This window comes from Erythrobacter sp. SG61-1L, from assembly GCF_001305965.1.
Lineage (GTDB): Bacteria > Pseudomonadota > Alphaproteobacteria > Sphingomonadales > Sphingomonadaceae > Andeanibacterium.
The window spans coordinates 1559305-1583071 of record NZ_JXQC01000003.1 but is presented as its reverse complement, the minus strand read 5'-3'; the positions used below and the strand labels follow the sequence as shown (position 1 = coordinate 1583071).

Annotated in this window: 29 protein-coding genes; 15 read left to right on the top strand and 14 right to left on the bottom strand. The window is 63.1% G+C overall.

The genetic code is table 11. The features are described from left to right. Positions 1-80 precede the first annotated feature (80 nt). Positions 81-1517, bottom strand: coding sequence for a sulfatase-like hydrolase/transferase (locus tag SZ64_RS08130; protein ID WP_054530356.1), 1437 nt, complete (start codon positions 1515-1517; stop codon positions 81-83). 108 nt (positions 1518-1625) lie between these two features. Between SZ64_RS08130 and SZ64_RS08125 the strand changes: the two genes are divergently transcribed. Continuing rightward, positions 1626-2273 (top strand): TetR/AcrR family transcriptional regulator, encoded by a 648-nt coding sequence (locus SZ64_RS08125; protein WP_082384482.1) that lies wholly within the window; start codon positions 1626-1628, stop codon positions 2271-2273. Positions 2274-2288: 15 nt separating this feature from the next. Here SZ64_RS08125 and SZ64_RS08120 read toward each other — a convergent pair whose 3' ends face one another. Then, positions 2289-2681 carry a VOC family protein gene (locus SZ64_RS08120; RefSeq protein ID WP_054530354.1) on the bottom strand — a complete coding sequence of 131 codons (393 nt, stop codon included), beginning with the start codon at positions 2679-2681 and terminating at the stop codon, positions 2289-2291. Positions 2682-2809: 128 nt separating this feature from the next. Between SZ64_RS08120 and SZ64_RS08115 the strand changes: the two genes are divergently transcribed. From SZ64_RS08115 to SZ64_RS18240, 6 genes are read left to right on the top strand one after another with little or no spacing between them, the layout of a single operon-like run. Next, complete coding sequence (locus SZ64_RS08115; protein WP_054530353.1) at positions 2810-3754, top strand: MBL fold metallo-hydrolase; 945 nt, start codon at positions 2810-2812, stop codon at positions 3752-3754. A gap of 16 nt (positions 3755-3770) precedes the next feature. Next, positions 3771-4556, top strand: coding sequence for a sulfite exporter TauE/SafE family protein (locus tag SZ64_RS08110; RefSeq protein ID WP_054530352.1), 786 nt, complete (start codon positions 3771-3773; stop codon positions 4554-4556). Positions 4557-4596: 40 nt separating this feature from the next. Next, positions 4597-4752 (top strand): helix-turn-helix domain-containing protein, encoded by a 156-nt coding sequence (locus SZ64_RS18560; protein ID WP_156313580.1) that lies wholly within the window; start codon positions 4597-4599, stop codon positions 4750-4752. Between the two features lie 3 nt (positions 4753-4755). Next, the gene (locus SZ64_RS08105; protein WP_054530351.1) at positions 4756-6201 is read left to right on the top strand and encodes a cytochrome ubiquinol oxidase subunit I; all 1446 of its coding nucleotides are present in this window, start codon (positions 4756-4758) and stop codon (positions 6199-6201) included. Next, complete coding sequence (cydB, locus tag SZ64_RS08100; protein WP_054530350.1) at positions 6198-7199, top strand: cytochrome d ubiquinol oxidase subunit II; 1002 nt, start codon at positions 6198-6200, stop codon at positions 7197-7199. The genes SZ64_RS08105 and cydB overlap by 4 nt, the downstream gene beginning before the upstream one ends. Beyond that, complete coding sequence (locus SZ64_RS18240) at positions 7199-7336, top strand: DUF2474 domain-containing protein (RefSeq protein ID WP_082384481.1); 138 nt, start codon at positions 7199-7201, stop codon at positions 7334-7336. The genes cydB and SZ64_RS18240 overlap by 1 nt, the downstream gene beginning before the upstream one ends. 453 nt (positions 7337-7789) lie before the next feature. Here SZ64_RS18240 and SZ64_RS08095 read toward each other — a convergent pair whose 3' ends face one another. Genes SZ64_RS08095 through SZ64_RS08085 form a run of 3 tightly spaced genes read right to left on the bottom strand, consistent with a single transcriptional unit; the run spans position 7790 to position 10585 of the window. Continuing rightward, positions 7790-9058, bottom strand: coding sequence for a TolC family protein (locus SZ64_RS08095; protein ID WP_054530349.1), 1269 nt, complete (start codon positions 9056-9058; stop codon positions 7790-7792). Between the two features lie 20 nt (positions 9059-9078). Then, positions 9079-9282, bottom strand: a complete 204-nt coding sequence (locus SZ64_RS08090; RefSeq protein ID WP_054530348.1) for a DUF2892 domain-containing protein — start codon at positions 9280-9282, stop codon at positions 9079-9081. A gap of 19 nt (positions 9283-9301) precedes the next feature. Beyond that, on the bottom strand, positions 9302-10585 hold the full coding sequence (locus SZ64_RS08085; RefSeq protein ID WP_054530347.1) for an FAD/NAD(P)-binding oxidoreductase: 1284 nt from the start codon (positions 10583-10585) through the stop codon (positions 9302-9304). Positions 10586-10669: 84 nt separating this feature from the next. Here SZ64_RS08085 and SZ64_RS08080 point away from each other — a divergent pair, with 84 nt between their 5' ends. The 8 genes from SZ64_RS08080 (at position 10670) to SZ64_RS08045 (ending at position 19910) form a co-directional block, all read left to right on the top strand. Continuing rightward, complete coding sequence (locus tag SZ64_RS08080; RefSeq protein WP_054530346.1) at positions 10670-11002, top strand: rhodanese-like domain-containing protein; 333 nt, start codon at positions 10670-10672, stop codon at positions 11000-11002. A gap of 24 nt (positions 11003-11026) precedes the next feature. After that, positions 11027-12061, top strand: a complete 1035-nt coding sequence (locus tag SZ64_RS08075; protein WP_054530345.1) for an efflux RND transporter periplasmic adaptor subunit — start codon at positions 11027-11029, stop codon at positions 12059-12061. Next, positions 12058-15279 carry an efflux RND transporter permease subunit gene (locus SZ64_RS08070; RefSeq protein ID WP_054530344.1) on the top strand — a complete coding sequence of 1074 codons (3222 nt, stop codon included), beginning with the start codon at positions 12058-12060 and terminating at the stop codon, positions 15277-15279. Before SZ64_RS08075 ends, SZ64_RS08070 begins: the two co-directional genes overlap by 4 nt. After that, a complete protein-coding gene (locus SZ64_RS08065; protein WP_241773006.1) occupies positions 15276-15617 on the top strand; it encodes a metalloregulator ArsR/SmtB family transcription factor in 342 nt (113 codons plus the stop codon). The genes SZ64_RS08070 and SZ64_RS08065 overlap by 4 nt, the downstream gene beginning before the upstream one ends. 105 nt (positions 15618-15722) lie before the next feature. Beyond that, on the top strand, positions 15723-16556 hold the full coding sequence (locus SZ64_RS08060) for a beta-etherase (RefSeq protein ID WP_054530343.1): 834 nt from the start codon (positions 15723-15725) through the stop codon (positions 16554-16556). Between the two features lie 143 nt (positions 16557-16699). Beyond that, positions 16700-18634 carry a TadE/TadG family type IV pilus assembly protein gene (locus SZ64_RS08055; protein WP_162225086.1) on the top strand — a complete coding sequence of 645 codons (1935 nt, stop codon included), beginning with the start codon at positions 16700-16702 and terminating at the stop codon, positions 18632-18634. A gap of 29 nt (positions 18635-18663) precedes the next feature. Then, positions 18664-19245 (top strand): TadE/TadG family type IV pilus assembly protein, encoded by a 582-nt coding sequence (locus SZ64_RS08050; RefSeq protein ID WP_206742901.1) that lies wholly within the window; start codon positions 18664-18666, stop codon positions 19243-19245. Further along, complete coding sequence (locus SZ64_RS08045; RefSeq protein ID WP_054530340.1) at positions 19242-19910, top strand: hypothetical protein; 669 nt, start codon at positions 19242-19244, stop codon at positions 19908-19910. Before SZ64_RS08050 ends, SZ64_RS08045 begins: the two co-directional genes overlap by 4 nt. 140 nt (positions 19911-20050) lie before the next feature. Here the strand turns inward: SZ64_RS08045 and SZ64_RS08040 are convergent, their stop codons facing one another. The 9 genes from SZ64_RS08040 to SZ64_RS07995 all read right to left on the bottom strand — a co-directional run bounded on the left by SZ64_RS08040 (position 20051) and on the right by SZ64_RS07995 (position 23734). Then, positions 20051-20239, bottom strand: coding sequence for an AlpA family phage regulatory protein (locus SZ64_RS08040; RefSeq protein ID WP_054532156.1), 189 nt, complete (start codon positions 20237-20239; stop codon positions 20051-20053). A gap of 60 nt (positions 20240-20299) precedes the next feature. Next, positions 20300-21055, bottom strand: coding sequence for a hypothetical protein (locus tag SZ64_RS08035; protein WP_193391516.1), 756 nt, complete (start codon positions 21053-21055; stop codon positions 20300-20302). After that, on the bottom strand, positions 21052-21396 hold the full coding sequence (locus SZ64_RS08030) for a hypothetical protein (RefSeq protein WP_054530338.1): 345 nt from the start codon (positions 21394-21396) through the stop codon (positions 21052-21054). The genes SZ64_RS08035 and SZ64_RS08030 overlap by 4 nt, the downstream gene beginning before the upstream one ends. 97 nt (positions 21397-21493) lie before the next feature. Then, complete coding sequence (locus tag SZ64_RS08025) at positions 21494-21706, bottom strand: hypothetical protein (RefSeq protein ID WP_054530337.1); 213 nt, start codon at positions 21704-21706, stop codon at positions 21494-21496. Positions 21707-21911: 205 nt separating this feature from the next. Beyond that, positions 21912-22148 (bottom strand): DUF2312 domain-containing protein, encoded by a 237-nt coding sequence (locus SZ64_RS08015; RefSeq protein ID WP_054530335.1) that lies wholly within the window; start codon positions 22146-22148, stop codon positions 21912-21914. 1 nt (position 22149) lies between these two features. After that, positions 22150-22533 carry an ogr/Delta-like zinc finger family protein gene (locus SZ64_RS08010; RefSeq protein ID WP_054530334.1) on the bottom strand — a complete coding sequence of 128 codons (384 nt, stop codon included), beginning with the start codon at positions 22531-22533 and terminating at the stop codon, positions 22150-22152. Beyond that, entirely contained in the window at positions 22533-23009 is a 477-nt protein-coding gene (locus SZ64_RS08005; protein ID WP_054530333.1) for a hypothetical protein, read from the bottom strand. Before SZ64_RS08005 ends, SZ64_RS08010 begins: the two co-directional genes overlap by 1 nt. Positions 23010-23208: 199 nt before the next feature. Continuing rightward, on the bottom strand, positions 23209-23487 hold the full coding sequence (locus tag SZ64_RS08000) for a YdaS family helix-turn-helix protein (RefSeq protein WP_054530332.1): 279 nt from the start codon (positions 23485-23487) through the stop codon (positions 23209-23211). A gap of 1 nt (position 23488) precedes the next feature. Then, entirely contained in the window at positions 23489-23734 is a 246-nt protein-coding gene (locus SZ64_RS07995) for a hypothetical protein (RefSeq protein ID WP_156313579.1), read from the bottom strand. Between the last annotated feature and the right edge of the window lie 33 nt (positions 23735-23767).

Sequence of the window (23767 nt, the reverse complement as noted above, 5' to 3'; positions counted from 1 at the left end):
TCGCAACTCCCCTCCTGGCCCGCCCCCTGGCCCCCTTGCAGGGGGCCAAACCGAATGCGCACGGCTGGGCCTGATCGCTCTTAGCTATCCATACCGAAGTGATCGGCCAGTTGCTGGCCGGTAAAGCCGTAACTGGGGGCGTTGGGATCGAACAACATGCCCTTGTTCCATTCCGCGAAGGCGCTCTGCAATTGCGCGAACCGCGCGGGATAGCGATCCTTCAGGTTTGCGCGCTCCAGCGGATCGGCAAAGACGTCGAACAGGAAAGTGTTTCCGGCGATCTTGAGATATTTCCACCTGCCGCGCAGCGCCGCTTCCTGCCCCTTGTTGGTGAAGCGCCAGAACAGCGTGCGTTCCGGCATGGTCTCCCCCCTGATCGCGGGGAGAATATCTCGCCCGTCGCTGGGAAAGGCCGGATCTTGCTTCCCGCCGCCCGCGGCAAGGAATGTGGGCAGCCAGTCCATGGAAATGATCTCGCTCTCGCTGGTGCTGCCCGCTTTGGCCACGCCCGGCCAGCGCACGATGGCGGGGATACGCAACCCGCCTTCCAGCAGTTCGGTCTTCCGGCCAGTGAAGGGCCAGTTGTCGGAAAAACGCTCCCCCCCGTTGTCGCTGGTGAAGACCACTATTGTATTGTCGTCCAGTCCAAGCTGCTTCAGGCGGATGAGCACCCGGCCCACATTCTCGTCGAGCGAGAGCATCATCTTCTTGTAAGTGTCCATCGTGCCGCCATCGTAATGGCTGAAGCCGCCCGGAATCTTCGCAATCCGCTCCGCCTCGGCCTTTCCGGCCTCGTCATTGGCTTCCCAAGGCCAGTGCGGCGCAGTGAAGTGGAGCGAGATGAAAAAGGGCTGCTTGTCTTCCGCCCGCCGCTCCAGCGCGGCGATGGCGGCGTCGCCCAGCAGGTCGGTCATATAGCCGGCCTTCTCGATCGGCGTATCTCCGTCCCACAGATCCTTCAGGCCGCCGAAGCCGTGGCGGAAATAGTCTACCCCGCCGCCGCGCAGGCCCCAGAACTCGTCATAGCCGCTTTGCAGCGGGCCGTATTTGGGCAGATTGCCCATGTGCCATTTGCCCACCAGTGTGGTCTTGTAACCGGCCTTGCGCAGCAGCGAGGGCATGGTTGGATGTTCCGGCGGCAGGCCGATATCGCCCGGTCCCAATGGCTCCTGCAGCCCCACCGGAATGCGATATTGGTAGCGGCCGGTGATCAGCCCAACCCGCGTGGCGGTGCATACTGCGCTGTTGGCATAGGCGTGGGTGAAGCGGATGCCTTCCGCCGCCAGCCGGTCGATATTCGAAGTCTTGTATTCGCGGCGGCCATAGCAGGAGAGGTCGGCATAGCCCATGTCGTCGGCCATGATGTACAGGATGTTGGGCTTGCCGCTGGCGCCCGCCTTCTGTGCGGAACAGCCGGGCAGCACGGCCAGCGCCGCCGCCCCGGCCAGGCCGGCCACGGCTGTACGGCGCGTGATCGCGGTCCGTTCGGTGTTCGATTGGTCCGCGAATTCAGCCATGTTCCTAATTCCTCTCCGAAAATTCGGCTCCGCACTTGCCTTTCGGGCGCGGACACGATGTAGTCATTGCCACTTGCGTGCAAACCGCAACGGGGCCATCCTCTCAATATGAATACGGGTTCTCATTTAGGCGTCAAGCATCCCGTTGCTACGGGCGACTGGGACATGCCCGCCCCGATGCAGGAACGTAGCCGCAAGACCGCCGAACGCTTCATTCAGGTGGCGCTGCAACTGCTGCGCGAAAAAACCTATGCGGAACTGTCGGTGGCGGAACTGGCGCAGAAGGCCGGCCGCTCGGTCGGCGTGTTCTATCAGCGTTTCGGCAGCAAGGATGATTTCCTGCACGTGCTGCTTTCCGCCTATTTCCGGGATTCTCTGGGCTGGCGGGAAAAGATTACGCCCGATGGCTCCCCGGCAGAGATCTACGCCGATATTCTGGCGCGCGGCTATCGCGGCATCGTGGAGAACCGGAACCTTTGGCATGCGGCGCTGGAACGCTCCGCCGCCGATCCCTCGTTCTGGGCGACCTACCATTCCTTCCGTGAACGGGTGGGGGCGATGACGCTGAACGTCGTGGAGGCGGCTGCCGGGCGGCAGTTCGACGCAGGTGAGCGCCGCCAGCTGGCGATTGCCGGGCAGGTGTTCAATTCGGTCATCAACAACCAGATCATCAACGGGCCGGGGCCGCTGCGGCTGGAGGATGAGGATTTCCTGCCGGAACTGACGAAGATCGCGCTCGATCTCGCGCCGTTTTGAGGCGGTGCGGGCCGCTCAGCCCGCGCCGAATTGCAGCAATTCCAGTTCGTGGCCCCAGGGATCGAGCACGATGCCGACCCGGACCGCACCCATGTCGAACACAGGCACGATGGGGTTGGCGCCGGCTTCCACGGCCTTGGCGCACAGGGCGTCGATGTCGTCGGTGACCAGGCCCACCGGGCCGTGCCCGGGGCCGACCGACACATCGCGCCCGTCCTTATAGGCGACCAGCAGCAGGTTCGGGCCGGCTTCCTGGCCGGGCAGCGCCATGATGTGTTCCAGGAACGCATCCTCGTCGAAGGTCTGAGTGATCTCGAAACCGAACACCCCGCGATAGAAGGCGAGCGCCGCGTCCATGTCGGGCACGTTGAGCTTGAAGAAGCTGAGCTTCACGGTCGGGGCAGGCATGGTTTCCTCTCGCAACAGGTTTGTCTTTCCCCCACGCTATCGCCGCGAGCGCGGGTGGGGAAGGGGCGAGATCTGTTCTTGACGAATTAGAACATTAGAACTAACTAATGTTTAGCAGGAGAGATTCCATGACTGCAAATGCCCCGCAAATCGATCGCCCGCTGGAAGCCGCATCCGCACAGGTGGCTCGCGCGCTGGGGAACCCGGCGTTGCGCCCGGTTGTGCAGGCATTCTTCGATCAGCCGACCTATACCGTATCCTATGTGATCCACGATCCGGCCACTTTGGAAGCGGCCGTGATCGACTCGGTGCTGGATTACGATCCCGATGCCGGGCGCACGTCCTACGGCTCTGCGGACCGGATCGTCGATTATGTGCAGGCGCAGGGCCTTTCGGTCACCTGGCTGATCGAGACCCATGCCCATGCCGACCACCTTTCGGCCGCGCCCTATCTGCAGGAGAAGCTGGGCGGGAAGCTGGCCATTGGCGAACATATCGTCACCGTGCAGGGCGTGTTCGGCAAGCTGTTCAACGAAGGCACCGAATTCGCGCGCGACGGTTCGCAATTCGATCATCTGTTCAAGGATGGCGAGACATTCCGTCTCGGCAATCTGGAAGGGATCGTGCTGCACGTGCCCGGTCACACCCCGGCGGACATGGCCTATATCATCGGCGATGCCGGCTTTGCAGGCGACACGCTGTTCATGCCCGATTACGGCACGGCGCGGGCGGACTTTCCCGGCGGGGATGCCGCGCGGCTGTTCCGCTCGATCCGGCGGTTGCTGACCCTCCCGCGCGAGACGCGGCTGTTCATGTGCCATGATTACAAGGCGCCGGGGCGCGATACCTATGCGTGGGAGACCACCGTGGGTGCGGAACGGGACGGCAATGTCCATGTGCATGACGGCGTCAGCGAGGACGAGTTTGTGGCCATGCGCACCAAACGCGACGCGACGCTGGCTGTGCCGCGGCTGATCCTGCCTTCGGTGCAGGTGAACATCCGCGGCGGCCACATGCCCGAGCCTGAGGATAACGGCGTCAGCTATATCAAGATCCCGATCAACGCGATCTGACAGGGGAGGGCGGATCATGATCGACCAGCTCCATTATATCCTCGCTGCTTTCAGCGGCGTGGCGGTGGGCTTTACCCTTGGCCTTGTCGGCGGGGGCGGGTCGATCCTGGCGGTCCCGCTGATGGTCTATGTCGTGGGGGTGAAGAGCCCGCATGTCGCCATCGGCACCAGCGCGCTGGCAGTGGCCGCCAATGCGCTGGCCGGCCTTGCGAACCATGCCCGCAACCATAACGTCAACTGGCGCTGCGGCGGCACCTTCGCCACGGCGGGCGTGCTGGGCGCGCTGGCCGGGTCAACCCTGGGCAAGGCAGTGGACGGGCAGAAGCTGCTGTTCCTGTTCGCCCTGCTGATGATCGTGGTGGCCATTGCCATGTATCGCGGCCGCAGCGGGGAAGGGCCGGAAAACGTCGCCTGCAATCGCGACAATATGGGCAAGGTCCTGTCCTATGGCTTCGGCACTGGCGCGCTATCCGGCTTCTTCGGGATCGGGGGCGGGTTCCTGATCGTTCCGGCCCTGGTCGCCTCCACATCCATGGCGATCTATCGCGCGGTCGGCACTTCGCTGGTGGCCGTCACCGCCTTCGGTGTTGCCACGGCTGCGTCCTATGCCTTTTCCGGCCTGGTCGACTGGCCGCTGGCAGGCGTGTTCATTGCAGGCGGCGTAGTGGGCAGCTTTGCCGGCACTGCCGCCTCGCGCCGCCTTTCGGCGCAGAAGGGCCGCCTCAACACCCTGTTTTCGGGGCTGATCATGGCTGTCGCCCTCTACATGCTTGCACGCAGCGCAATCGCGCTTGCGGGATAATCATGCGCCAAACCATAGGAAGAGAAAGGGCTTATCTGCTATGGCCGCGATCGCTGACAAGGACCGAAAATGCCGCTCCATCGGGCGGATGATCGCCGAGGGTAGAGGAGTTACCGAAAGCTGCCGGGTCTTCGGCATTTCGGAGAAAACCTATTACCGCTGGCGCAACGAACAGGCCGCGGCCGGGAGTAAGTGATCCATGTTCGATCAGGCAGACGCGCTGTTGCTTGCACGAGTGCAATTTGCATTCACGGTGAGCTTCCATTTCATCTTCCCCGCCTTCTCGATCGGGCTGGCAAGCTATCTCGCAGTGCTCGAAGGGCTGTGGCTCAAGACGGGCAAGGGCATCTATCTCGACCTGTTCAAATATTGGCTGAAGATCTTCGCCGTGGCTTTCGCCATGGGCGTCGTCTCCGGCATCGTCATGTCCTACCAGTTCGGCACCAACTGGGCCGAATTCTCCGACAAGGCCGGCCCCGTCATCGGCCCGCTGCTCGCCTATGAAGTGCTGACGGCCTTCTTCCTTGAGGCAGGCTTCCTTGGCGTGATGCTGTTCGGGCTGGAACGCGTGGGCAAGAAGCTTCACTTCATCGCCACCTTGATGGTGGCCGGCGGCACGGCGGTTTCGGCCTTCTGGATTCTCAGCGTGAACAGCTGGATGCAGACGCCCGCCGGGTTCGAAATGGGCGCGAACGGGCAGTTCCTGCCGGGGCCGAGCTGGCTGGACATCGTCTTCACCGCCAGCTTCCCCTATCGTCTCGTCCACACGGTGATCGCCGCCTATCTCACCACTGCCTTCGTGGTCGGCGGGGTGGGGGCCTGGCACCTGCTGAAGGACAAGACCAACCAGCACGCGCGCAAGATGTTCTCCATGGCAATGTGGATGGCGGCGCTGGTCGCTCCGGTGCAGATTTTCGCCGGTGACATGCACGGGCTGAACACGATGGAGCATCAGCCGGCCAAGGTCATGGCGATGGAAGGCCATTATCAGAGCCACCCGGACGGCGCGCCCTTCATCGTGGCGGGTATTCCCAACAGCAAGGAACAGCGCGTCGATTATGCGATCGAGATTCCCAAGGCGTCCTCGCTGATCCTCAAGCACGATCCCAATGCGCCGCTGGCCGGGCTGGACACTATTCCGCCGGAAAATCACCCGCCGGTCGGCCCCGTTTTCTGGGCGTTCCGCGTCATGGTGGGGCTGGGCTTTGCCATGCTCGGGCTGGGCCTGTGGAGCCTCGTCGCGCGCTGGAAGAAGTCGCTCTATGACTGGCCCTTGCTGCACCGGGCCGCGATCCTGATGGCGCCTTCTGGCTTTGTCGCGGTGATCGCGGGCTGGATGGTCACGGAAATCGGCCGCCAGCCCTATACGGTCTATGGCCTGTTGCGGACGGCGGATTCCGCCTCGCCGCTCGATGCGCCTGCCGTGGGGGCATCGCTGCTCGCCTTCGTAGTGGTCTATTTCGCCGTCTTCGGCACGGGCACATGGTATATCCTGCGCCTGATGCATGGTGCGCCCAAGGTGCATGAACCGGGTGTGCGGCGGACGGAGAAGGGCCCGATCCGCACGGCGGGCATCACGCCCGGACCGGCGCGGGCCGTAGGCGGCCCGATCATCGAGCAGCCCGCGAAGGAGGACGGAGAATGAGCGTGGACCTCACCGCCATCTGGGCCTTCATCATCGCCTTCGCCGTCTTCGCCTATGTCGTGATGGACGGGTTCGATCTGGGCATCGGCATCCTCTTCCCCAGCTTCAAGGTGGGCGAGGAACGCGATCAGGCCATGAACTCCATCGCGCCCGTGTGGGACGGTAACGAGACCTGGCTGGTGCTGGGCGGGGGCGGGCTGTTTGCTGCCTTCCCGCTGGCCTATGCCATCATTCTTCCGGCGACCTATCCGCTGATCATCGCCATGCTGCTGGGGCTCGTGTTCCGGGGCGTGGCCTTTGAATTCCGCTGGCGCGATCCGGGCCATCGGCCGTTCTGGGACATGGCCTTCAGCGGCGGTTCGCTGGTCGCCGCGCTTTCGCAGGGCATGATCCTGGGCGCGATCCTGCAGGGGATCGACGTGGATGGCCGCGCCTATGCGGGCAGCTGGTGGGACTGGCTTACGCCTTATACCCTGCTGACCGGCCTCGGCACCGTTGCGGGCTATGCACTGCTCGGCTCGACCTGGCTGGTGTGGAAGACGGAAGGCAGCACGCAGGCCCATGCCTACAGGCTGGCACTGCGCGCAACCCTTGCCACGCTGGCCCTGCTCGGCGCGGTCAGCCTCTATACCCCGCTGCTCGACACGCAATATTGGGAACGCTGGTTCGCCATGCCCAATGTGCTGTTCGCGGCGCAGGTGCCGCTGCTGACGGCAATCATTGCGGGCTTCCTGCTGTGGGGCCTGAAGAAGCAGTGGCAGGCGGCGCCCTTCCTGCTGTCGCTGGGCCTGTTCCTGCTCGGCATGGCGGGGCTGGGCGTTTCCATGTGGCCCTTCGTGGTGCCCGATGCCGTGACCATCTGGGATGCCGCAGCACCGCCGCGCAGCCAGGTCTTCATGCTGATCGGCGTGGGTCTGACCATGCCGCTGATCATTGCCTATACCGGCTGGGCCTATTGGGTCTTCCGCGGGAAGGTAGGCAGCGAGGGGTATCACTGATGGGGCAGGCCCCGCATCTGGACGCCGATGACGCCCCCCTCTGGCGCCGCCTCCTGTGGATGGCGGCGCTGTGGGTCGGTAGCGTCACGGTGCTGGGGGCGGTGGCCTATGGTATCAGGCTGTGGCTGAAGGTTTGAGTTCCTCGTCATTGCGCGGCGTATCTTAGATTCGTCATTCCCGCGAAGGCGGGAACCCAGCAGCAACCGTTGAACTGGGTTCCCGCCTTCGCGGGAATGACGAAGAGTAGGTGGTTCTGAAAAACACTTTCCTACAGCACCCCAAATAGCGTTTATCCTGCGCGATGAACCGCTGTGCCCCAGCCTTTCTCTGCGCCTCGCAAGCCGCCTCGCGCAAGCGCGCCGAACCCGGATCGGCCTGCACGAAAACCCGAAATGGAAAGTCACACTTCCGCGCGCACTCACGGCCGGAAAACGTCTTGAAACTGCGGCTTACAGGGGGTGTTACACATGACCTTTCACAGGTCGTTCTGTGTAACACGAGGGTGGCACTTCAGGCCCGTAATCACAGGGCAGGAAACCAAGCGAACCGCCGCCGGCCGGCAACCCCGCACAAGGGGGGGAGAGCCGGGGTCACTCCATGCCGGCGACGGCTCGCAACTGATATGCCGAAGCGATCACGCGGCCCTGCGCGCCCGACAGGGCGGCTTCGGCTTCGATCGCTTCGCGCTGGGCGTCGAGCAGGGCAAGCTGTGGCTTGGCTCCGGCTTCGACTTCAAGCTTGGTTCCGCGCAAAGCCTCTTTCGCGGCGGCCTGCCGCGCTTCGGCGGCCGTCAGCATCAGCTTTGCGGTTTCATAGCCGTCATGCGCGGTAATCGCGGCCTGCTCGGTGCGCAGGCGGGCCATGTCGTAATCGGCCTGGGCGGCATCGGCTTCCGATCCGGCAGCGCGCGCCTTGGCGCCGTTGCGGCCGGAAGAGAAGAAGTTCCACTTCACCCGAAGGCCAGCGGAATAGGAATCGGCGGCATAGCCGGGGAAGAACTGGTCCCTCACGCTGGCCGCTTCGGCATAGGCACCCACCATCGGCAGCGTATCGCCCTTGGCCATGCGGTGCTTGCCTTCCGCAGCTTCGACGGCCTTCCCGGCGGCGAGCAGTTGCGGATTGCCCGCCAGAGCCATCGCCATGGCCTCTTCGCGCGTCGCAGGCACCTGCGGCGGGGCAGGGAGCGTTTCGTCGAGCGTCACGGCATCGAGGCCGGTCAGCGTCCGCAGGCCTGCCATGGCGGCCTTCAGGCGACCATCGGCGGCGGCATAACCGGCATCGGCCTCCGCCAGCCGGGCCTTGGCCTGGGCCAGATCGGTAGAGGTCGCCGCGCCGACCTTGAACTTGAGTTCGGATTGGCGGACCACTTCGGCCAGCGACAGGCGCAGCAGATCATAGCTGCCCAGCAGGCGCTTGGCCGAAATGGCCTCCGCATAGGCGGCAGCCACTTCCACCCGCAAATTGAGCCGGGCCTGACGGGCCATCAGTTCGGCCGCCTTCGAACCGCCGCGCGCCGCGTCGATCCCGCCGCCAGTGCGCCCGAATGTCAGCAGCGGCATTTCGGCCGTCACCTGCGCCGTGCGCGGGGTCACATCGTCGGCGGAAAGGCCGAAGAAGCCCTGCGGGTCGATCCGGCCGAAGCCGATCTGGCCCTGTGCATTGAGGTCCGGCAGGTTCTGCGCCTTGGCATAATCGAGCTGGGCCGCCGCCGCCTCGGCGCGCGCATCCGCCCCGGCAATCGCGGGGGAATGCTCCAGCGCGATCGCGGTCACTTCGTCGAGGGACTGGGCACCGGCCGGGGGGGAAAGGGGGAGTAGACCCAGTCCGGTGCCCAGAAGGACGAGATGGCGGAATTTCATGGCGCGCCCCGTTCGGAGGTTCAGTTGAAGGCCGTGCCGCTGCGCACGCCCAGCTTCTTGAAGATCATCGCTGCCGGGCAGAAGCCGGTGAAGCTGGCCTGCAGCATGTTCAGCCCGGCAAAGATCGTCAGCGCGATCCAGTAGGGATGAACGGTGACCGAAAGAATGGAACTGAGCAGCACCACAATGCCTGCGAAAGCGAGGACGGAACGATCGAGGTTCATGGCATATCCTCCTGTTATCTCAGTTGAAACGCAGCTTCTTCACGCCCAGCACATGCAGGGCGAGCTTTTCGTAGAACGGCTCGCTCTCGCCGCTGCGGACCTTGTGCAGGAAGTATTTCTCGAAGCCGATCTTGGCCAAGTGAACCCACTTGCCCTCGCTCGCCCAGTTGACGTTGCGCGGCGGGATCTGCGGTTTGGCGACGAAGGCCACGCCGCCATTGCCGAAATCGGCCAGGCAGATCGCGTTCCAGGTCGCCTCGTGGGTCGGTTCCTGCCCGGCAAGGATTTCCTTCAGGTTCTGGGCAATGGCGGTGACCATGCTTTCGATCATGAAGCCGGTCTTGGGCACGCCTACAGGCAGGGGAGTGGGGCCGACGGGCGGGATCGCGATGCACACGCCAAGGCCGAAGATGTTGGGATAGGCGGTGTTGCGCTGGTGCTTGTCGGTGATGATGAAGCCGCGCGGGTTGGAAAGCCCTTCGATGCCCATCACGGCTTCCACGCCGCGGAATGCGGGGAGCATCATGGCCCAGCCGAAATCGAGATCGTGGGTCTTCTTGAGGGAGCCGTCATCATTGACTTCCTCGACATGGACCTTGCCGTCTTCCACCGAAGTGACCTTGGCATTCGTGATCCACTTGATGTGGCGGTCGCGCATTTCGCTTTCGAGCAGGCCCTTGGTGTCGCCCACCCCGTCAAGGCCGAGATGGCCGACATAGGGTTCCGGCGTCACGAATGTCATCGGCACGCGGTCGCGGATCTTGCGGCGCTTGAGTTCCGTATCGAGGATCATCGCCATTTCGTAGGCGGGGCCATAGCAGCTGGCGCCCTGAACGGCGCCGACCACGATGGGCCGGGGATTGGCGCAGAGTTCCTCGAATTTCGCGTGAGCGGCCTTGGCATGGTCGGTCACGCAGATGCTTTGCGTATGGCCATTGGGGCCAAAGCCGGGGATTTCGTCAAAGGCCAGTTCCGGCCCGGTGGCGATAACCAGATAGTCATAGGAAACCGAAGAGCCGTCGAGCAGCTCGACCCGGTTTTCCTTGGGGTGAACCTTGGCGGCGCCCACCGAATTGAAGCCGATGCCATGCTTTTCCATCACGGGAGGGAGATGGACCCGAATCGACTCAGGCTCGCGCCAGCCGACGGCAACCCAGGGATTGGACGGGACGAACCAGTAATCCTCGCCCTTGTTCAGCACGGTAATGCTGGCGGATTTTCCAAGAGCCTGCCGGATTTCATAGGCGGCAATCGTTCCGCCAAGTCCCGCTCCGAGGACGACGATTTGGGGTTGGTCAGACATCAACGCTTCTCCCTTTACGGGCTTGCTAATATAACAAATACTGCATATAAGCAATCCATAATTTAATCGGAAAGGATTCGAATCATGGGCCTGTTCGGCAAACCCAAGCACAAGGAACTGACCGCAGCAGAGCTGAAGGCCATGCTGGATCGCGGCGAAGTGCAGGTCGTTGACGTGCGCGAACCTGACGAATTCCAGCAGGGGCACATTCCAGGGGCGCTCAACATGCCGCTCTCCAGCTTTTCGCCCAACAAGCTTCCCGAGTCGCAGGGCAAGATTCTCGTGCTAAACTGCCTTGGCGGCAAGCGTTCCGGCATTGCGCTCGATCAATGCGGCGTGGCCCAATCTGCGGTGGATACCCATCTTGCGGGTGGCTTCGGTGCCTGGGCGCAGGCTGGCCTGCCGGTAGAACGCTAAGACAAGCGGCGAGGGGGCCGGACGATGATCGGGAAGACACATCTGCGTCTGGGTATTGCGGCGGCGTTGCTGCCGCTGGCGCTGCCTCTGGCGGGTTGCGGCAGCAGCGAGAGCGAGCCAGCCCAGGTCCAGAAGGCCACCGGAGAGCGCTTCACTGTCCAGCTTGCCGAGACTGGCGACTGGAAAGATGTGAGTGCGGAAATCTCTACCGTGGATCAGGCACAGGTTCTCGCCCGTATTCCCGGCATCCTCACCTCGCTCTCTGTCAAGGAAGGCGATCTTGTCCGCAAGGGGCAGGTGATCGGGCGCATCGTCGACAGCCAGCTAGGCTATCAGGCGGGCGCCTATGGCGCGCAGGCCGCTGCCGCACAGGCACAGGCCGCCGCCGCCAAGGCTGAGCTGGAGCGTGTCCAGTTCCTCTTCGACAATGGCGTCTATGCTAAGGCGCGGCTGGATCAGGCCAAGGCCTCCGCCGATGCGGCGCAGGCGCAGGTCAATGCCGCCCGCCAGCAGCAGGGCGCCGTCAATGCAGTGGCAGGGCAGGGCGCGGTCGTCGCGCCAGCTTCGGGCCGGGTGCTCATGGCCGATGTGCCTGCCGGTTCGCCCGTGGCGCCGGGTATGCCGATTGCGGTCATTACCGCAGGGGCAACGGTGCTGAAGCTCGAACTGCCGGAATCGCTCGCCGCACAGGTCCATCCCGGTTCGCGTGTTCTGGCCCAGATGCCGGGCGCGGCGGATGTGACCGGCACTATCGTGAAGCTCTATCCTTCCGTCATGGGCGGGCAGGTGCGCGCCGATGTGGAGATTGCCGGGCTGGATGGCTCGCTGATCGGCAGGCGCATTTCCGCGAAGGTAGAGGCAGGCAGCCGCAAGGCGCTGCTCGTCCCTGCGGATTACGTTACCACGGCCTATGGCCTCGATACTGTCTGGGCCGTGGGCAAGGATGGCAGTGCGGCCAGCGTGCCGGTCCAGACCGCCCCTTCGACCGAGAAGGGCAAGGTGGAAGTGCTTTCCGGCCTTTCCGCTGGTGACACTATCGTTAAGCAGGCCGCGAAATGAGCCTTGGCATATCCGGGCGGCTGACCCGGGCGACGATCCAGTCGCCGCTTACTCCGTTGCTGCTGCTCGCCGCGATCCTGGTGGGCGTGATCGCCACACTGACGATCCCGCGCGAGGAAGAACCGCAGATTTCCGTCCCCATGGTGGACATCCGCGTTGCCGCGCCGGGCCTTTCGGCCAGCGATGCGGTGGAAGTGGTGGCCAAGCCGCTGGAGACCATCGTCAAGAGCGTGGATGGGGTGGAGCATGTCTACACCCAGGCCGAAGACAATGGCGTGATGGTGACGGCGCGGTTCATTGTCGGCTCCGATCCGGAAGATGCCGCGACCCGCATCGACGAGAAGCTCAACGCAAATATGGACCGCATCCCTGTGGGGGTTCCCGCACCGCAGGTGACGGTGCGCGGGATCAATGACGTTCCGATTGTCGTCCTTACCCTCTCTCCCAAACCGGGTGCACCCGGCGCCTGGAACGAACAGGCTTTGGGCGAACTGGCCGGCAGGCTGCGGACCGAAGTCGCCAAGGTGCCTGATGTCGGCCTTACCTTCATTACCGGCGGTCAGCGACAGGCCGTGCGGATCGCGCCCGATCCTGCGAAGCTGCAACTCCATCAGGTGCCGCTCGGCAATCTGATCGAGGCGGCCAGCCAGGCCAATCGTGCCTTCCCGGCGGGCAGTGTGCGCGAAGCGGGGCAGGCTGCGGACGTCGTGGCCGGGCGCACGCTCTCTGGCGCCGATGAAGTCGGCAATTTGCAGGTGCGCGCAGTGGACGGATCGCCTGTCTACATGCGCGACGTCGCCACCGTGACCGAGGCCCCCACGCAGGATCAGCAGATGGTCTGGCGCTGGGCCAAGGGCGAGGAAGAGGGCGCGAAATGGGCACGCACTCCCGCCGTCAGCATCGCCATTGCCAAGCGCGCCGGCGCCAATGCCGTGACAGTTTCGGAAGCGGTGGTGGACCGGATCGAAAGCCTTGAGGGCACGCTCATTCCCACTTCGCTCGATGTTGCGGTGACTCGCAATTACGGCGAGACGGCGAATGAAAAGGCGAACGAACTGCTGTTCCACCTCGCGCTCGCCACCGTTTCCATCGTGGTGCTGATCGGTTTTGCCATTGGCTGGCGTGAGGCGGGCGTGACGGCCATCGTCATTCCCACCACGATCCTGCTCACCATGTTCGCCTCGAACATCATGGGCTTCACGATCAACCGTGTGAGCCTGTTCGCACTGATCTTCTCGATCGGCATCCTCGTCGACGATGCCATCGTGATGATCGAGAATATCGCCCGCCACTGGGCGATGAACGATGATCGCACGCGCATTCAGGCCGCGGTTGAGGCTGTTGCCGAAGTAGGCAACCCCACCATCGTCGCGACCATGACCGTGGTTGCGGCTCTGCTGCCGATGCTGTTCGTTTCGGGGCTGATGGGGCCTTACATGGCGCCGATCCCGATCAACGCCTCTGCCGCAATGATCTTCAGCTTCTTCGTTGCGGTGATCATTGCGCCATGGCTGATGATCCGTTTCGCCCGCGAAACACTGGCGCATGGCCATGACGAACAGGGCGGCAAGCTGGGCCAATATTACGCCCGCGTTGCCCGCCGCGTTATCCGCGACCGCAAAAGCGCGCGCAATTTCCTGATCGGCGTGGGTGTCGCAACTCTGGTCGCCTGTTCGATGTTCTACTTCAAGGCGGTAACGGTGAAGCTGCTGCCCTTCGACAACAAGTCGGAGATCCAGCTTGTCGTCGACATGCCGGAAGGCACGAGCCTCGAGGCGACGGCCCGCGTGCTCGATCAGGCTGCCGCCGTCGCGCGCAGCGTTCCCGAGGTCACCTCGATGGAGGCCTATGCCGGTTCCTCCGCGCCGTTCAATTTCAACGGGCTCGTGCGGCACTATTTCCTGCGCGCCCGGCCGGAGATGGGCGATCTGATGGTCACCCTGCTGCCCAAGGGTGACCGCTCGCGCGCCAGCCATGCCATCGCCGTGGACATGCGTGAAAAGCTCTCCGGGATTGTTCTGCCCGCTGGCGGTTCGATCAAGGTGGTCGAAACCCCGCCGGGGCCGCCGGTACTCGCTACCCTGCTGGCCGAAATCTACGGGCCGGACGAAGGCACTCGCCGCGCTGTTGCCCTGCAGGTGGAGAAGATATTCAAGGAAGTGCCCTTCATCGTCGATGTCGATAACAGCTTCGGGGACGGGCGCCCGCAATTGCGGCTGGTGCCTGACCGTTCGCGGCTGGACCATTATGGCCTGTCGGAACGCCAGCTGTTCGATTCCATCGGCGCGTTGATGGGCAATCAGATCGTCGGTTACGCGCCGCAGGGCATGGGACGCGATCCGCTGCCGATCCAGGTCTCGCTGGACCAGTCGGAGCGGGCATGGTCTGCCAGCCTTGCCGCAACCCCGGTCGCGGTGACAACGGCCGCAGGCGCACCGCAGCTGATCCGGCTGGGCGAACTGGTCGATGCGCGGATGGAGCGGGGCGAGCCTGCCGTGTTCCGCCGCGACGGACGCGGGGCGGCGATGGTGCAGGCCGAACTGGCCGGCCGTTACGAGGCGCCGATCTACGGAATGCTGGCAGTCGATCAGGCAATTAACGATTTCGACTGGGCCAAGGCCGGTCTGCCCAAGCCGGAAATCTCGCTTAACGGGCAGCCTGAAGATGAGCGCCAACCGACCCTGCTGTGGGACGGTGAATGGGAAATCACCTGGGTGACTTTCCGCGATATGGGCGCTGCCTTCATGGTGGCCCTGCTGGGCATCTATGTGCTGGTTGTGGCGCAGTTCGGGAACTTCAAGATCCCGCTGGTGATCCTTACGCCCATTCCGCTGACCCTGATCGGGATCGTGATTGGCCACATGCTGTTCGGCGCGCCGTTCACCGCCACCAGCATGATCGGCTTCATCGCGCTTGCCGGGATCATCGTGCGCAATTCCATCCTGCTGGTGGACTTCATCCGCCATGCCCGGGCGCCCGGGAAATCGCTGCGCGATACCTTGCTGGAAGCCGGGACCATCCGGTTCAAGCCGATCGCGCTAACCGCCGCAGCGGCCATGATCGGTGCGGCTGTAATTCTGACCGATCCGATCTTCCAGGGGCTGGCGATTTCGCTGCTCTTCGGCCTTGCTTCCTCCACCGCTCTCACGGTGCTGGTCATTCCCGCCATCTATATCGTCTTGCGCGATGACGGGTTGCCTGCCACCGGAGACGAATGAAGACTCTGATGCCTTTGGACCTGTTGCGCGAAAATTCTGAGGCAATGGCCAACCGGCTGCGGATTCTCTCGCATCCGGACCGGCTGTTGATGCTCTGCCGCATGTCGGACGAGGAAGTGACGGTGGGCGAGTTGGTAGAGCTGACCGGCATGTCCCAATCCGCCGTTTCCCAGCATCTGGCGAAGTTCCGTGATATGGGGCTGGTGACTGTGCGGCCCGATGCGCAGACCCGCTATTACAAGCTGGTGGACAATGACGTGCGCCAGATCATTCTCGCCCTGTGGGAAATCTGCCAGGCGGGTATGAGCGGAGCGCCTGATTCCTGCGCCTCGGCCTGACAACGGCAGGAAAACTCGCGCGCCAAGTTGACTCTGTCCTTATGCGGTTGCACAAACCGCGCCGCCGTTACCCACGCGAGGTACAGCAAGGACGGAGAGGGCCGGATGGCAAAGAACAACACGATTACGCTTTACGATCTTCAGCTCGAACCGGGCTGCACGATCAGCCCCTTCGTCTGGGCTACCAAATATGCCATTGCTCACAAGGGCTTCGAGATTGACATTGTCCCCGGTGGTTTCACCGGCATCATGGAGCGTACGGGCGGTAAGACGGAGCGCCTTCCGGCCATCGTGGACGATGGCGAATGGGTGCTGGATAGCTGGCTGATTGCAGAATATCTCGACGAGAAATACCCCGATCGCCCGACTCTGATCCCCGATCCCAGCGTACGCGTGCTCACTACAATGATGGAAAGCTGGCTGTGGCAGGCGGCCATCGGCCCGTGGATGACCTGTTTCATCAAATCCTATCGCGACCGTTCGCTGCCGCAGGATCATGAATATGTGACCCAGAGCCGCGAGCGTATGTTCGGCCGCAAGATGGAGGACATCATCGTAGGGCGCGAAGATCGCCTGCCGCTCGTCCCGCCCGCACTGCAACTGCTGCGCAACACTCTGGCGGACAATAAGTGGTTCGGCGGGGAAAGCCCCAATTATGCCGATCACCGGATGCTCAGCGTGTTCCTCTTCGCTGCGGCGGTGGCCGATACGCCTGTGTTGACGGATGACGATCCGCTGCGTGACTGGATTGACCGTGGGTTTGATCTCTATGGCGGCCTTGGGCGCCATCCCGGCATGTTGCCGCTGTTCGGTCTGCAACTGCGCGAAGGCGATCCCGAGCCGTTCCAGAAGGGGCCGCAATTGGGTGGACTTGCACGCCGCAACACCGGCCCGCAATCCACTCAGGCAGAGACTGCGATGATGAAGGGCAAGAGTTAACGCTTGTAGAAACTTTGTCCCAATATCGCACGTCTGCGGAATCCGCGGGTATTAACGCGCATTAACCATAAGTCTTGGCGGGGGAGTAACCCTGTTCAGCCTATCTCCATGCAGGCTTGGCCTAGTCTATGGAGATCAATGGAATGCGCAGTCGTTCCCTGGGGGGTAACTTCCTACGCGCGCTGGTAGAGGATCGCGCGGGCAATACGCTCGTGATCGCGGCTGCCTCGCTGATTCCGATGACGGCCCTGATTGGCGGCGGCGTGGATGTCGGCCGAGCCTATATGGCCAAGACGCAACTGCAAGCCGCATGCGACGCGGGCGTGCTGGCGGGTCGGCGTGCGATGAGCAAGACCGGGAGCTACGGCACGTCTGAGAAGGCTAAGGCGAACAGCATGTTCACCTTCAATTTCGACCCGGTGTCCTTCGATGCGACGAATGTCAGCTATGTCACGCATGACAATGACGATGGTCAGGTTCTGGGGACGGCCTCGGCCCGTGTGCCTACGCTGGTGATGAAGATCTTTGACATGCGCACGGTCGACCTTTCGGTTGACTGTATGGCGGAACTGCAGATCGGCAATGCGGATGTGATGTTCGTGCTCGATACCACCGGTTCGATGGGCAATTCGATCAACTGGGGTGAACCGACCAAGATCGAAGGTCTTCGCGCTGCCGTGCGCGATTTCCACAAGACGATCAATCAGGCGGTGAACGATAACCGCACTCGCATCCGTTACGGCTTCGTACCCTATTCCATGACCGTCAACGTCAAGGATCTGCTGCAAAGTGGTGAGATGCCGTATGAGTTCATGGCGGATTCGACCAATTACCAGTCACGCCTGGCAGTGTTCAACACGCCAGTCTACGAAGAACATGTGCAGGACCTTGGTACAACCAACGAGACGTACCCTTACGCCATCAGTTCCAACAATTGCACGAAATACGGCGATAACAGGTATCCTTCCAGCGGCAGCAACCCTGATCCAAGCGGCACTGCTCCCAATCCGGTGACTACGAAGGAATATGACTACGTTTCTTGGACGAAGACCGGGAAGAGTGGAGGCACCAACGTTGGCACCTGTGTCCGCCGCGTGTGGACTACGCGCACGACGTACACTCTGGACGGCTACAAGTTCACGACCTGGCGCTACTCAGAGGCGCCAATCGATACCTCAAGGGTAAAGAGGTTCGACTCGGTTGCTGTGGCGACCAATGTAAGCAACGCCATTGTTCAGTCCGCCGGTGCTTATGATCCCGTCCGCCTGGCCCAAATGAGCGGCAGCACCGCTACCGGTGTAGGCACGACGAATTACACCTGGAGCGGCTGTATCGAGGAACGCAAGACCATCACACCGGAAGTGACGCTGCCCAACCTGGCGCCACTGCCGGAAGATGCGTTCGATCTCAGCTTCGATCTGGTTCCTTATGATCGGGATTCCAGTTGGAAACCGCACTGGAACCCGGTGGAATATAGCCGTTCGAACTACGACTATGAAGATTCCACCAGCAATCGCAGCACGGCATCGAGCAGCTGTCCTTCGCCGATGATGATGTTCCGCAATGTTGAATTGTCGGACGATCCGAACAACGTGCCCGACTGGCTGAACACCTACCTCAACAATCTGGTCGCCACCGGCAATACGTACCATGACATCGGCATGATCTGGGGAGGTCGCCTGACCAGCCCGACCGGCCTGTTCGCAGCCAACGTCAATCTCGATTCCGACAAGATCAATGTCAGCAAGCACGTGATCTTCATGACCGACGGTATCATGGAGCCGACCGCGTCCGGTTATTCCGCATATGGGATCGAAAACCTCGATAGCCGTATCGCGCCCCGGTATTATTCCAACACGATCACGTCGCGTCACAATCTGCGCTTCTCGGCAATGTGCGAGGCGATCAAGGCGCAGGGCACCACGATCTGGGTGGTTGCCTTCGGTACCAGCATGACCACCGAATTGCAGAACTGCGCCAGTAATGGCCGCGCTTATTATTCGAGCAATACGGATGAATTGCGCAACACGTTCAAGTTCATCGCCGCGCAGGTGGCCGACCTGAGGCTTGGTGCATGATCCGTCTGCCGGTTTTCCCTATGATGCGTATGCTGGCGCGCGACCGGCAGGGGGCGACCCTGCCGGAGTTCGCGATCGTGCTGCCCACATTCCTCGTGCTTCTGTTTGGCATCTACGATTTGGGGCAGGGCATTTACCTCAAGTCGGTACTGCAGGGCGCCATTCTGGATGCGGGGCGCGACGCCGGCCTTGAAAGTGGCCTCAGCCAGAAGGACGCGATCGATCAATATGTTCGTGACCAGCTTAGCCCGATCGCAATCAGCAATCCGACCTACGAAGTGGAGCGGCTGAACTATTCGGGATTCAACGACGTCGGTCGGCCCGAGGATTTCACGGACTCGAACAATAATGACAAATACGATGCAGGCGAGTGTTTCGTCGACGAAAACGGCAATAACACATGGGACGGCGACGTCGGTAAAGGCGGCCTGGGCGGCGCGAATGACGTGGTCGTCTATTCGGTAACAGTCAATTATGACCGTGTGTTCCCCCTGTGGAAGCTGATCAGCGGCGAACAGCGTGGCAGCGTCTCTGCCACGACCGCACTGCGCAACCAGCCTTTCGGCCCGCAGGCCGCGCGGGCTAAGAAACAGGTGTGCCCCGGAACATGATGCGCAAGCCCAAACTTGGCAGCCTGCGCCGTTTCGCGCGTCGGCTGTGGCGCGATGAGAAGGCGCTCGCCCTCATCGAATTCGCCTATTCGTTGCCGGTTCTCACCATGCTCGGGCTGGGCGGGGTGGAGATCGCCAATCTCTCGGTCACGCATATGCGCGTGAGCCAGATTGCCATTTCACTTGCCGACAATGCGTCGCGCGCGAAGCAGGAAATCGTCGCGGGGGTGCCGCGCATGCGCGAATATGACGTGAACGAGACTTTCCAGGGCGCCGCATTGCAGTCGGGAGGGCTCGACATCGAGCAGAATGGCCGCTTGATCCTCTCCAGTCTCGAAGTGAATGCGCAGGGTGGCCAGTGGGTCCACTGGCAGCGCTGCTTCGGCAAGACGGCCTACAAGTCCAGCTATGGCAAGCAGGGCGATGGCGCTTCTGGCACGGGATTCCCCGGCATGGGGCCTGTAGACCGCCGGATTCGCGCGGAAAGCGGTTTTGCCGTGATGTTTGTGGAAGTGGTCTACAACTACAAACCGCTGATCTTCAGCAGCCTTGTGCCGCCACAGGCCATTCGCAAGACGGCGGCAATGTATGTTCGTGACGACCGCGATCTGACTCAGATCTACAATCCGTCGCCAGCCGCACCGGTCAATTCCTGCCCGAACTGAGCAGGATCGACCTTAGGCCACACCCGCGTATTACTTCAGTTGACCTGAAAAGCTGGCTGGGGCGGCAGGATGCATGTCATTTGCCTATGGTCCTGTATTAAAACGATAAATGTACTATTTTAACTGACTGAGGCCCCCAGTTAGGCCCCGGAGTTAATAGGGCGGCCCTGCATCCAGGCTTCCACCTCGTCGGCGCGCCAGGCTACTCGTTGGGGGGAGATCTTGCGGCTGGGCGGGAATTCGCCTTGCGCGATGAGGCGATAGATCGAGCGGCGGCTGAGCGAGGTTTCTTCGATAACCTGGGCGATCTTGAGCAGGCGGTTAGACATGCCGAGCCTCCCGGCGTTGCTGTTGGGGGATGCGCGTTTCATCGCGGTGGGGGAAACTGGTCACAGCAGTGATTCCTGTGCGCTCACTTGCGCGATTTTTGCCTGCTGCTCTCGCAGCCAGGCCCATTGGGTTTCGTAAGCCGGATAATCGGCATCGCGCTCAAGGCGGCGGCGGCAGGCGGGGATCCAGCGGTGGCGGGTGTCGTGCTGGCCGGGTTGCCAGATCACGAGGGAATAGGCGGTGGCCGAGCTGGCCTTGCGCGGCTCCAGCGTAATGGGATCCACGTTGAAGGGATCCGGGGCGCCGGAGCGGATCAGGCGGCCGCGCAGAAGCACTGCGCGCTCGACGTAGGTCACAACGAATGATGGGCGGATATGGGGCCGGAAAAGGGCCTCGTAGCGCTTGTCGCCCTCAGTGAAGGCACCACGCACGAACATGACCACACCGCGCCGTGCGCGCTCGATCGCGCGGGCCACGAATTGTTCGGCCAACAGGAAGGGTGGGTTGGTGAAGATCCAGTCCGGCATGGCGAAGGGCGGGCCATGCGAGAGAAAGTCATGGATCTGGTGATCGGGGGTGTAGCGATAGATGTCGCTGGCGATCACGTGGGCAAAGTATTCGGCCAGGGCGAGCACCATGAACATTTCGCCGCATGCCGGTTCCCAGCAGGTCTGGCCGGTCAGGTCCTCGCCCAGTTCGGCCGCGAGGAATTCGCAGGCAGCGCGCACGGCCCACGGTTGAGTGGGGAAGTAATCCAGTTCGTCCGGTGCAGGGGCGCGGCGTTGCATGACCGCAGTGGATCGGTTTCCGTTCACGCAGCACTCCGCTGCATGAAATCCCGCGCCTTCTTCTCGATGGCGGAGCCGGGGTGGGTGCGCGTGGGGATGGGGATATGGAACAGCGGGGCGCCGTTGGGGGCCTGGGGGATGGCCACGGGCACCAGCAGTTCGATTGCGCGGGGGCGGCGGAAGAGGCGGCGGAGGGCGCCCTGGCGTTCCAGCGTGCGCAGGACGCGCCAGACGCCGGTTTTGTTCATGGTGCCGGTGCCCCGCGCAATCTCGTGCAGGGTGGGCGATATGCCATCGTGGGCGAGCTGATAGCCGCGGATGTAGCGCAGCACGCTGAGCTGGCGGCGAGAGGCGCGGAAGGGGCGCATCAGGGGAACTCCGGCGGGGTGGACAGCAGGGCGAAGGCGCAGCCCATCAGGGCGGCGACGATCAGGGCAGAGGCCATGAAGGCGACATCGCGCAGGCTCATGGCAGCAGCCCCTCCGCCCCCAGCAACAGGCCGAGGGCGAGGTTCTTGAAGAACACCGGCGCGGCGAAGGCGGCGACCAGGCCGCAGGTGCCAAGAATGGCGAGCTGGGCGCGCAATGCCCATTTCTCCACCCGGCGATTGAGCATGGCGAGGCGTTGATCCTGCACGGCCCAATCGACGCCGATGAATTCGGGCGGGCGCGGGGTCACGCCGCCCGCCGCGCTAAAGGGATGCCGGTGATCCCGGAGAGGCGCACGGCCTCGTCACAATCATCACACAGCAGGCCGTGGCCGGGATGGACGGCCCAGCCCGGCGGAGTACCGCCGCCATGGTGCGCGCGGGCGCAGCGGGCGCATTCATGCACGATGGCGGTGGGCAGGGGTGCACGGCGGGCGGGGGAGGCGCGGCGGGCCATCAGTCCAGCCCCAGCGCGCTGCGATAGGTTTCAAGGATGAGGTCCATCGCGCGGCGATCATCAGGGCGCAATTTCCGCAGCCGCACGATCTGGCGCATGATCTTCACATCGTAACCGACCGCCTTTGCCTCGGCGTAGGCGTCGCGGATATCGTCGGAGATACCCTTCTTCTCTTCCTCAAGGCGCTCCACGCGCTCGATCAGCAGGCGCAGGCGGTCATCGGTGGCTTCGGCCATGTTACTCTCCGGTGCAGGGTGTGAGGGGGGCAGGCGGGGCGAGCGGGTCGCCATGGTCAGGGAACATGCTGAGCTGGTTGGGATCGGGCGGCTCGGCAGGCTCAGCCGGAAGGCCCGCCCGCAGCATGGTTGCGGGGGCCATGGGCAGATCGAGCGCATGGGCGATGCCCGATGGGCTGATCACGTGGACGAAGGTGAGGTCCATCCGCCAGGTCATGCCGCAGGCGGTATTCTCGCAATGGACCCACAGGGCCTTGACCATGGGCGTGATGGGATCGTTGCCGTGGATCACGCCGCCGCAGCTGCAGACGGGGCAGCTGATAGTGCCCCGGCGCATGCGTTTGGTGCCTCGGGTGGGAATGAAGCCTGCCCCTTCGCCGCTCATCAGCGATCCCTCCCGGCGCGGGCTGTAAGGGCGGCCTCGATCTCGGCGGCGATCTCCACCAGCCTGCGGGCGCCGGGCAGGCGCTGGGCAGCTTCCTGAGGGTCTACATCCAGATCGTCGGCCAGATCTTCGGCAATGCCGGAAATCAGATTGCCTGCCTCGCTGGAGAGGTTGGCAATGTGGCGGTTCCATTCGCCTTCGCCGGGGAAGGCGCGGGGCAGCGGCACGAGGACAAAGCCCTGCCGCCGGGCGAGGTGGCGCGTCATCACCGGGTGGCCGGGCTTGCCATGAGTGACAGCCTCCAGCGCCTCGATCACGCGGGCGGGCATCGAATCCCGGTCAGACTTGGAATAATAGCGGTGCAGCTGGCTGGTGGAGAGGCCGGTTTCCTCGGCGCAGGCTTCCAGCCCGCCGGCATCTTCGATCAACTGGCGTGCGCGTTCGGCCTGCCGCTGTTCCTGGGCGGGGAGGTTCATGCGTGGGTTCCGTTCCGGGAGTGGGGGGAATTTTCGAGAAATTCGCCCGATGATTGGCAAGCGCTGCAGAGGTAGGCAAAAGGCGGGCGGACGACGGAGGGGGCAACAGGGGCTAAGCCCTCTCCGCCGTCCACCCTGAGGTGAGCCGGGACTGCAACAGGGGAGAAAGACCCGGCTCGGGTCGCCTGGGGAAGGGAGTTCATGCCGATGCCCCCGCGCGGCGATCCACGCCGGTCCAGCGGGCATCGGGGGCAGGAGGGTATCCGCGTGGGTAGATGTCAGGCCGCAGATCGTGGCGGGAGACGCCGTAAAGGGCTTCTGCCTTGAGGACGTATTCGGCAGGCAGGCGCTTGGAGGATTGCAGCCATTTCCACACCGCCGTCTGCGAGACGCCGAGCGCGCGGGCGAGGGCGCTTTGCGAGCCGGCCTTCTCGACCAGAGCTTCGAGCGCTTCGAACGGTGTGAACCGGGCTGACATCTCAGCGCGCAGCCAGCTTCCGGTTCGACACCCAATCTACCGTGGTGTCATACCCGTCCTGGAAGGCTGCGGGGTTGTGAGGCTCGTCTGCCTGCAGGGCATTCGGGACCAGCAATTCGTAGATCCGGGCCAGCACGGGGGAGGCTTCCGAAAGCCCGCAGAGCGCTCCGAGGAGCCACCACGCCAGATAGCGCGGGCGGCCCGAGGTGGGCATTTCAAACCATACGGGTGTGTTGAGGAGTTTCATGCGCGGCTTCCTCTTGGTTGGAGGGCTATATCA

Bases quoted from the DNA above. Each gene is read 5' to 3' on its own strand.
- SZ64_RS08010 (WP_054530334.1), bottom strand. From the start codon at position 22,533: ATGAGCGGCGAAGGGGCAGGCTTCATTCCCACCCGAGGCACCAAACGC.
- SZ64_RS07995 (WP_156313579.1), bottom strand. From the start codon at position 23,734: ATGAAACTCCTCAACACACCCGTATGGTTTGAAATGCCCACCTCGGGC.
- SZ64_RS08105 (WP_054530351.1), top strand. From the start codon at position 4,756: ATGTTCGATCAGGCAGACGCGCTGTTGCTTGCACGAGTGCAATTTGCA.
- SZ64_RS08115 (WP_054530353.1), top strand. From the start codon at position 2,810: ATGACTGCAAATGCCCCGCAAATCGATCGCCCGCTGGAAGCCGCATCC.
- SZ64_RS08060 (WP_054530343.1), top strand. From the start codon at position 15,723: ATGGCAAAGAACAACACGATTACGCTTTACGATCTTCAGCTCGAACCG.
- SZ64_RS08090 (WP_054530348.1), bottom strand. From the start codon at position 9,282: ATGAACCTCGATCGTTCCGTCCTCGCTTTCGCAGGCATTGTGGTGCTG.
- SZ64_RS08040 (WP_054532156.1), bottom strand. From the start codon at position 20,239: ATGTCTAACCGCCTGCTCAAGATCGCCCAGGTTATCGAAGAAACCTCG.
- SZ64_RS08050 (WP_206742901.1), top strand. From the start codon at position 18,664: ATGCTGGCGCGCGACCGGCAGGGGGCGACCCTGCCGGAGTTCGCGATC.
- SZ64_RS08045 (WP_054530340.1), top strand. From the start codon at position 19,242: ATGATGCGCAAGCCCAAACTTGGCAGCCTGCGCCGTTTCGCGCGTCGG.
- SZ64_RS08085 (WP_054530347.1), bottom strand. From the start codon at position 10,585: ATGTCTGACCAACCCCAAATCGTCGTCCTCGGAGCGGGACTTGGCGGA.
- SZ64_RS08055 (WP_162225086.1), top strand. From the start codon at position 16,700: ATGCGCAGTCGTTCCCTGGGGGGTAACTTCCTACGCGCGCTGGTAGAG.
- SZ64_RS08075 (WP_054530345.1), top strand. From the start codon at position 11,027: ATGATCGGGAAGACACATCTGCGTCTGGGTATTGCGGCGGCGTTGCTG.
- SZ64_RS08005 (WP_054530333.1), bottom strand. From the start codon at position 23,009: ATGAACCTCCCCGCCCAGGAACAGCGGCAGGCCGAACGCGCACGCCAG.
- SZ64_RS08015 (WP_054530335.1), bottom strand. From the start codon at position 22,148: ATGGCCGAAGCCACCGATGACCGCCTGCGCCTGCTGATCGAGCGCGTG.
- SZ64_RS08080 (WP_054530346.1), top strand. From the start codon at position 10,670: ATGGGCCTGTTCGGCAAACCCAAGCACAAGGAACTGACCGCAGCAGAG.
- SZ64_RS08065 (WP_241773006.1), top strand. From the start codon at position 15,276: ATGAAGACTCTGATGCCTTTGGACCTGTTGCGCGAAAATTCTGAGGCA.
- SZ64_RS08125 (WP_082384482.1), top strand. From the start codon at position 1,626: ATGAATACGGGTTCTCATTTAGGCGTCAAGCATCCCGTTGCTACGGGC.
- SZ64_RS08070 (WP_054530344.1), top strand. From the start codon at position 12,058: ATGAGCCTTGGCATATCCGGGCGGCTGACCCGGGCGACGATCCAGTCG.
- cydB (WP_054530350.1), top strand. From the start codon at position 6,198: ATGAGCGTGGACCTCACCGCCATCTGGGCCTTCATCATCGCCTTCGCC.
- SZ64_RS08000 (WP_054530332.1), bottom strand. From the start codon at position 23,487: ATGTCAGCCCGGTTCACACCGTTCGAAGCGCTCGAAGCTCTGGTCGAG.
- SZ64_RS08030 (WP_054530338.1), bottom strand. From the start codon at position 21,396: ATGCGCCCCTTCCGCGCCTCTCGCCGCCAGCTCAGCGTGCTGCGCTAC.
- SZ64_RS08110 (WP_054530352.1), top strand. From the start codon at position 3,771: ATGATCGACCAGCTCCATTATATCCTCGCTGCTTTCAGCGGCGTGGCG.
- SZ64_RS08130 (WP_054530356.1), bottom strand. From the start codon at position 1,517: ATGGCTGAATTCGCGGACCAATCGAACACCGAACGGACCGCGATCACG.
- SZ64_RS18560 (WP_156313580.1), top strand. From the start codon at position 4,597: ATGGCCGCGATCGCTGACAAGGACCGAAAATGCCGCTCCATCGGGCGG.
- SZ64_RS18240 (WP_082384481.1), top strand. From the start codon at position 7,199: ATGGGGCAGGCCCCGCATCTGGACGCCGATGACGCCCCCCTCTGGCGC.
- SZ64_RS08120 (WP_054530354.1), bottom strand. From the start codon at position 2,681: ATGCCTGCCCCGACCGTGAAGCTCAGCTTCTTCAAGCTCAACGTGCCC.
- SZ64_RS08095 (WP_054530349.1), bottom strand. From the start codon at position 9,058: ATGAAATTCCGCCATCTCGTCCTTCTGGGCACCGGACTGGGTCTACTC.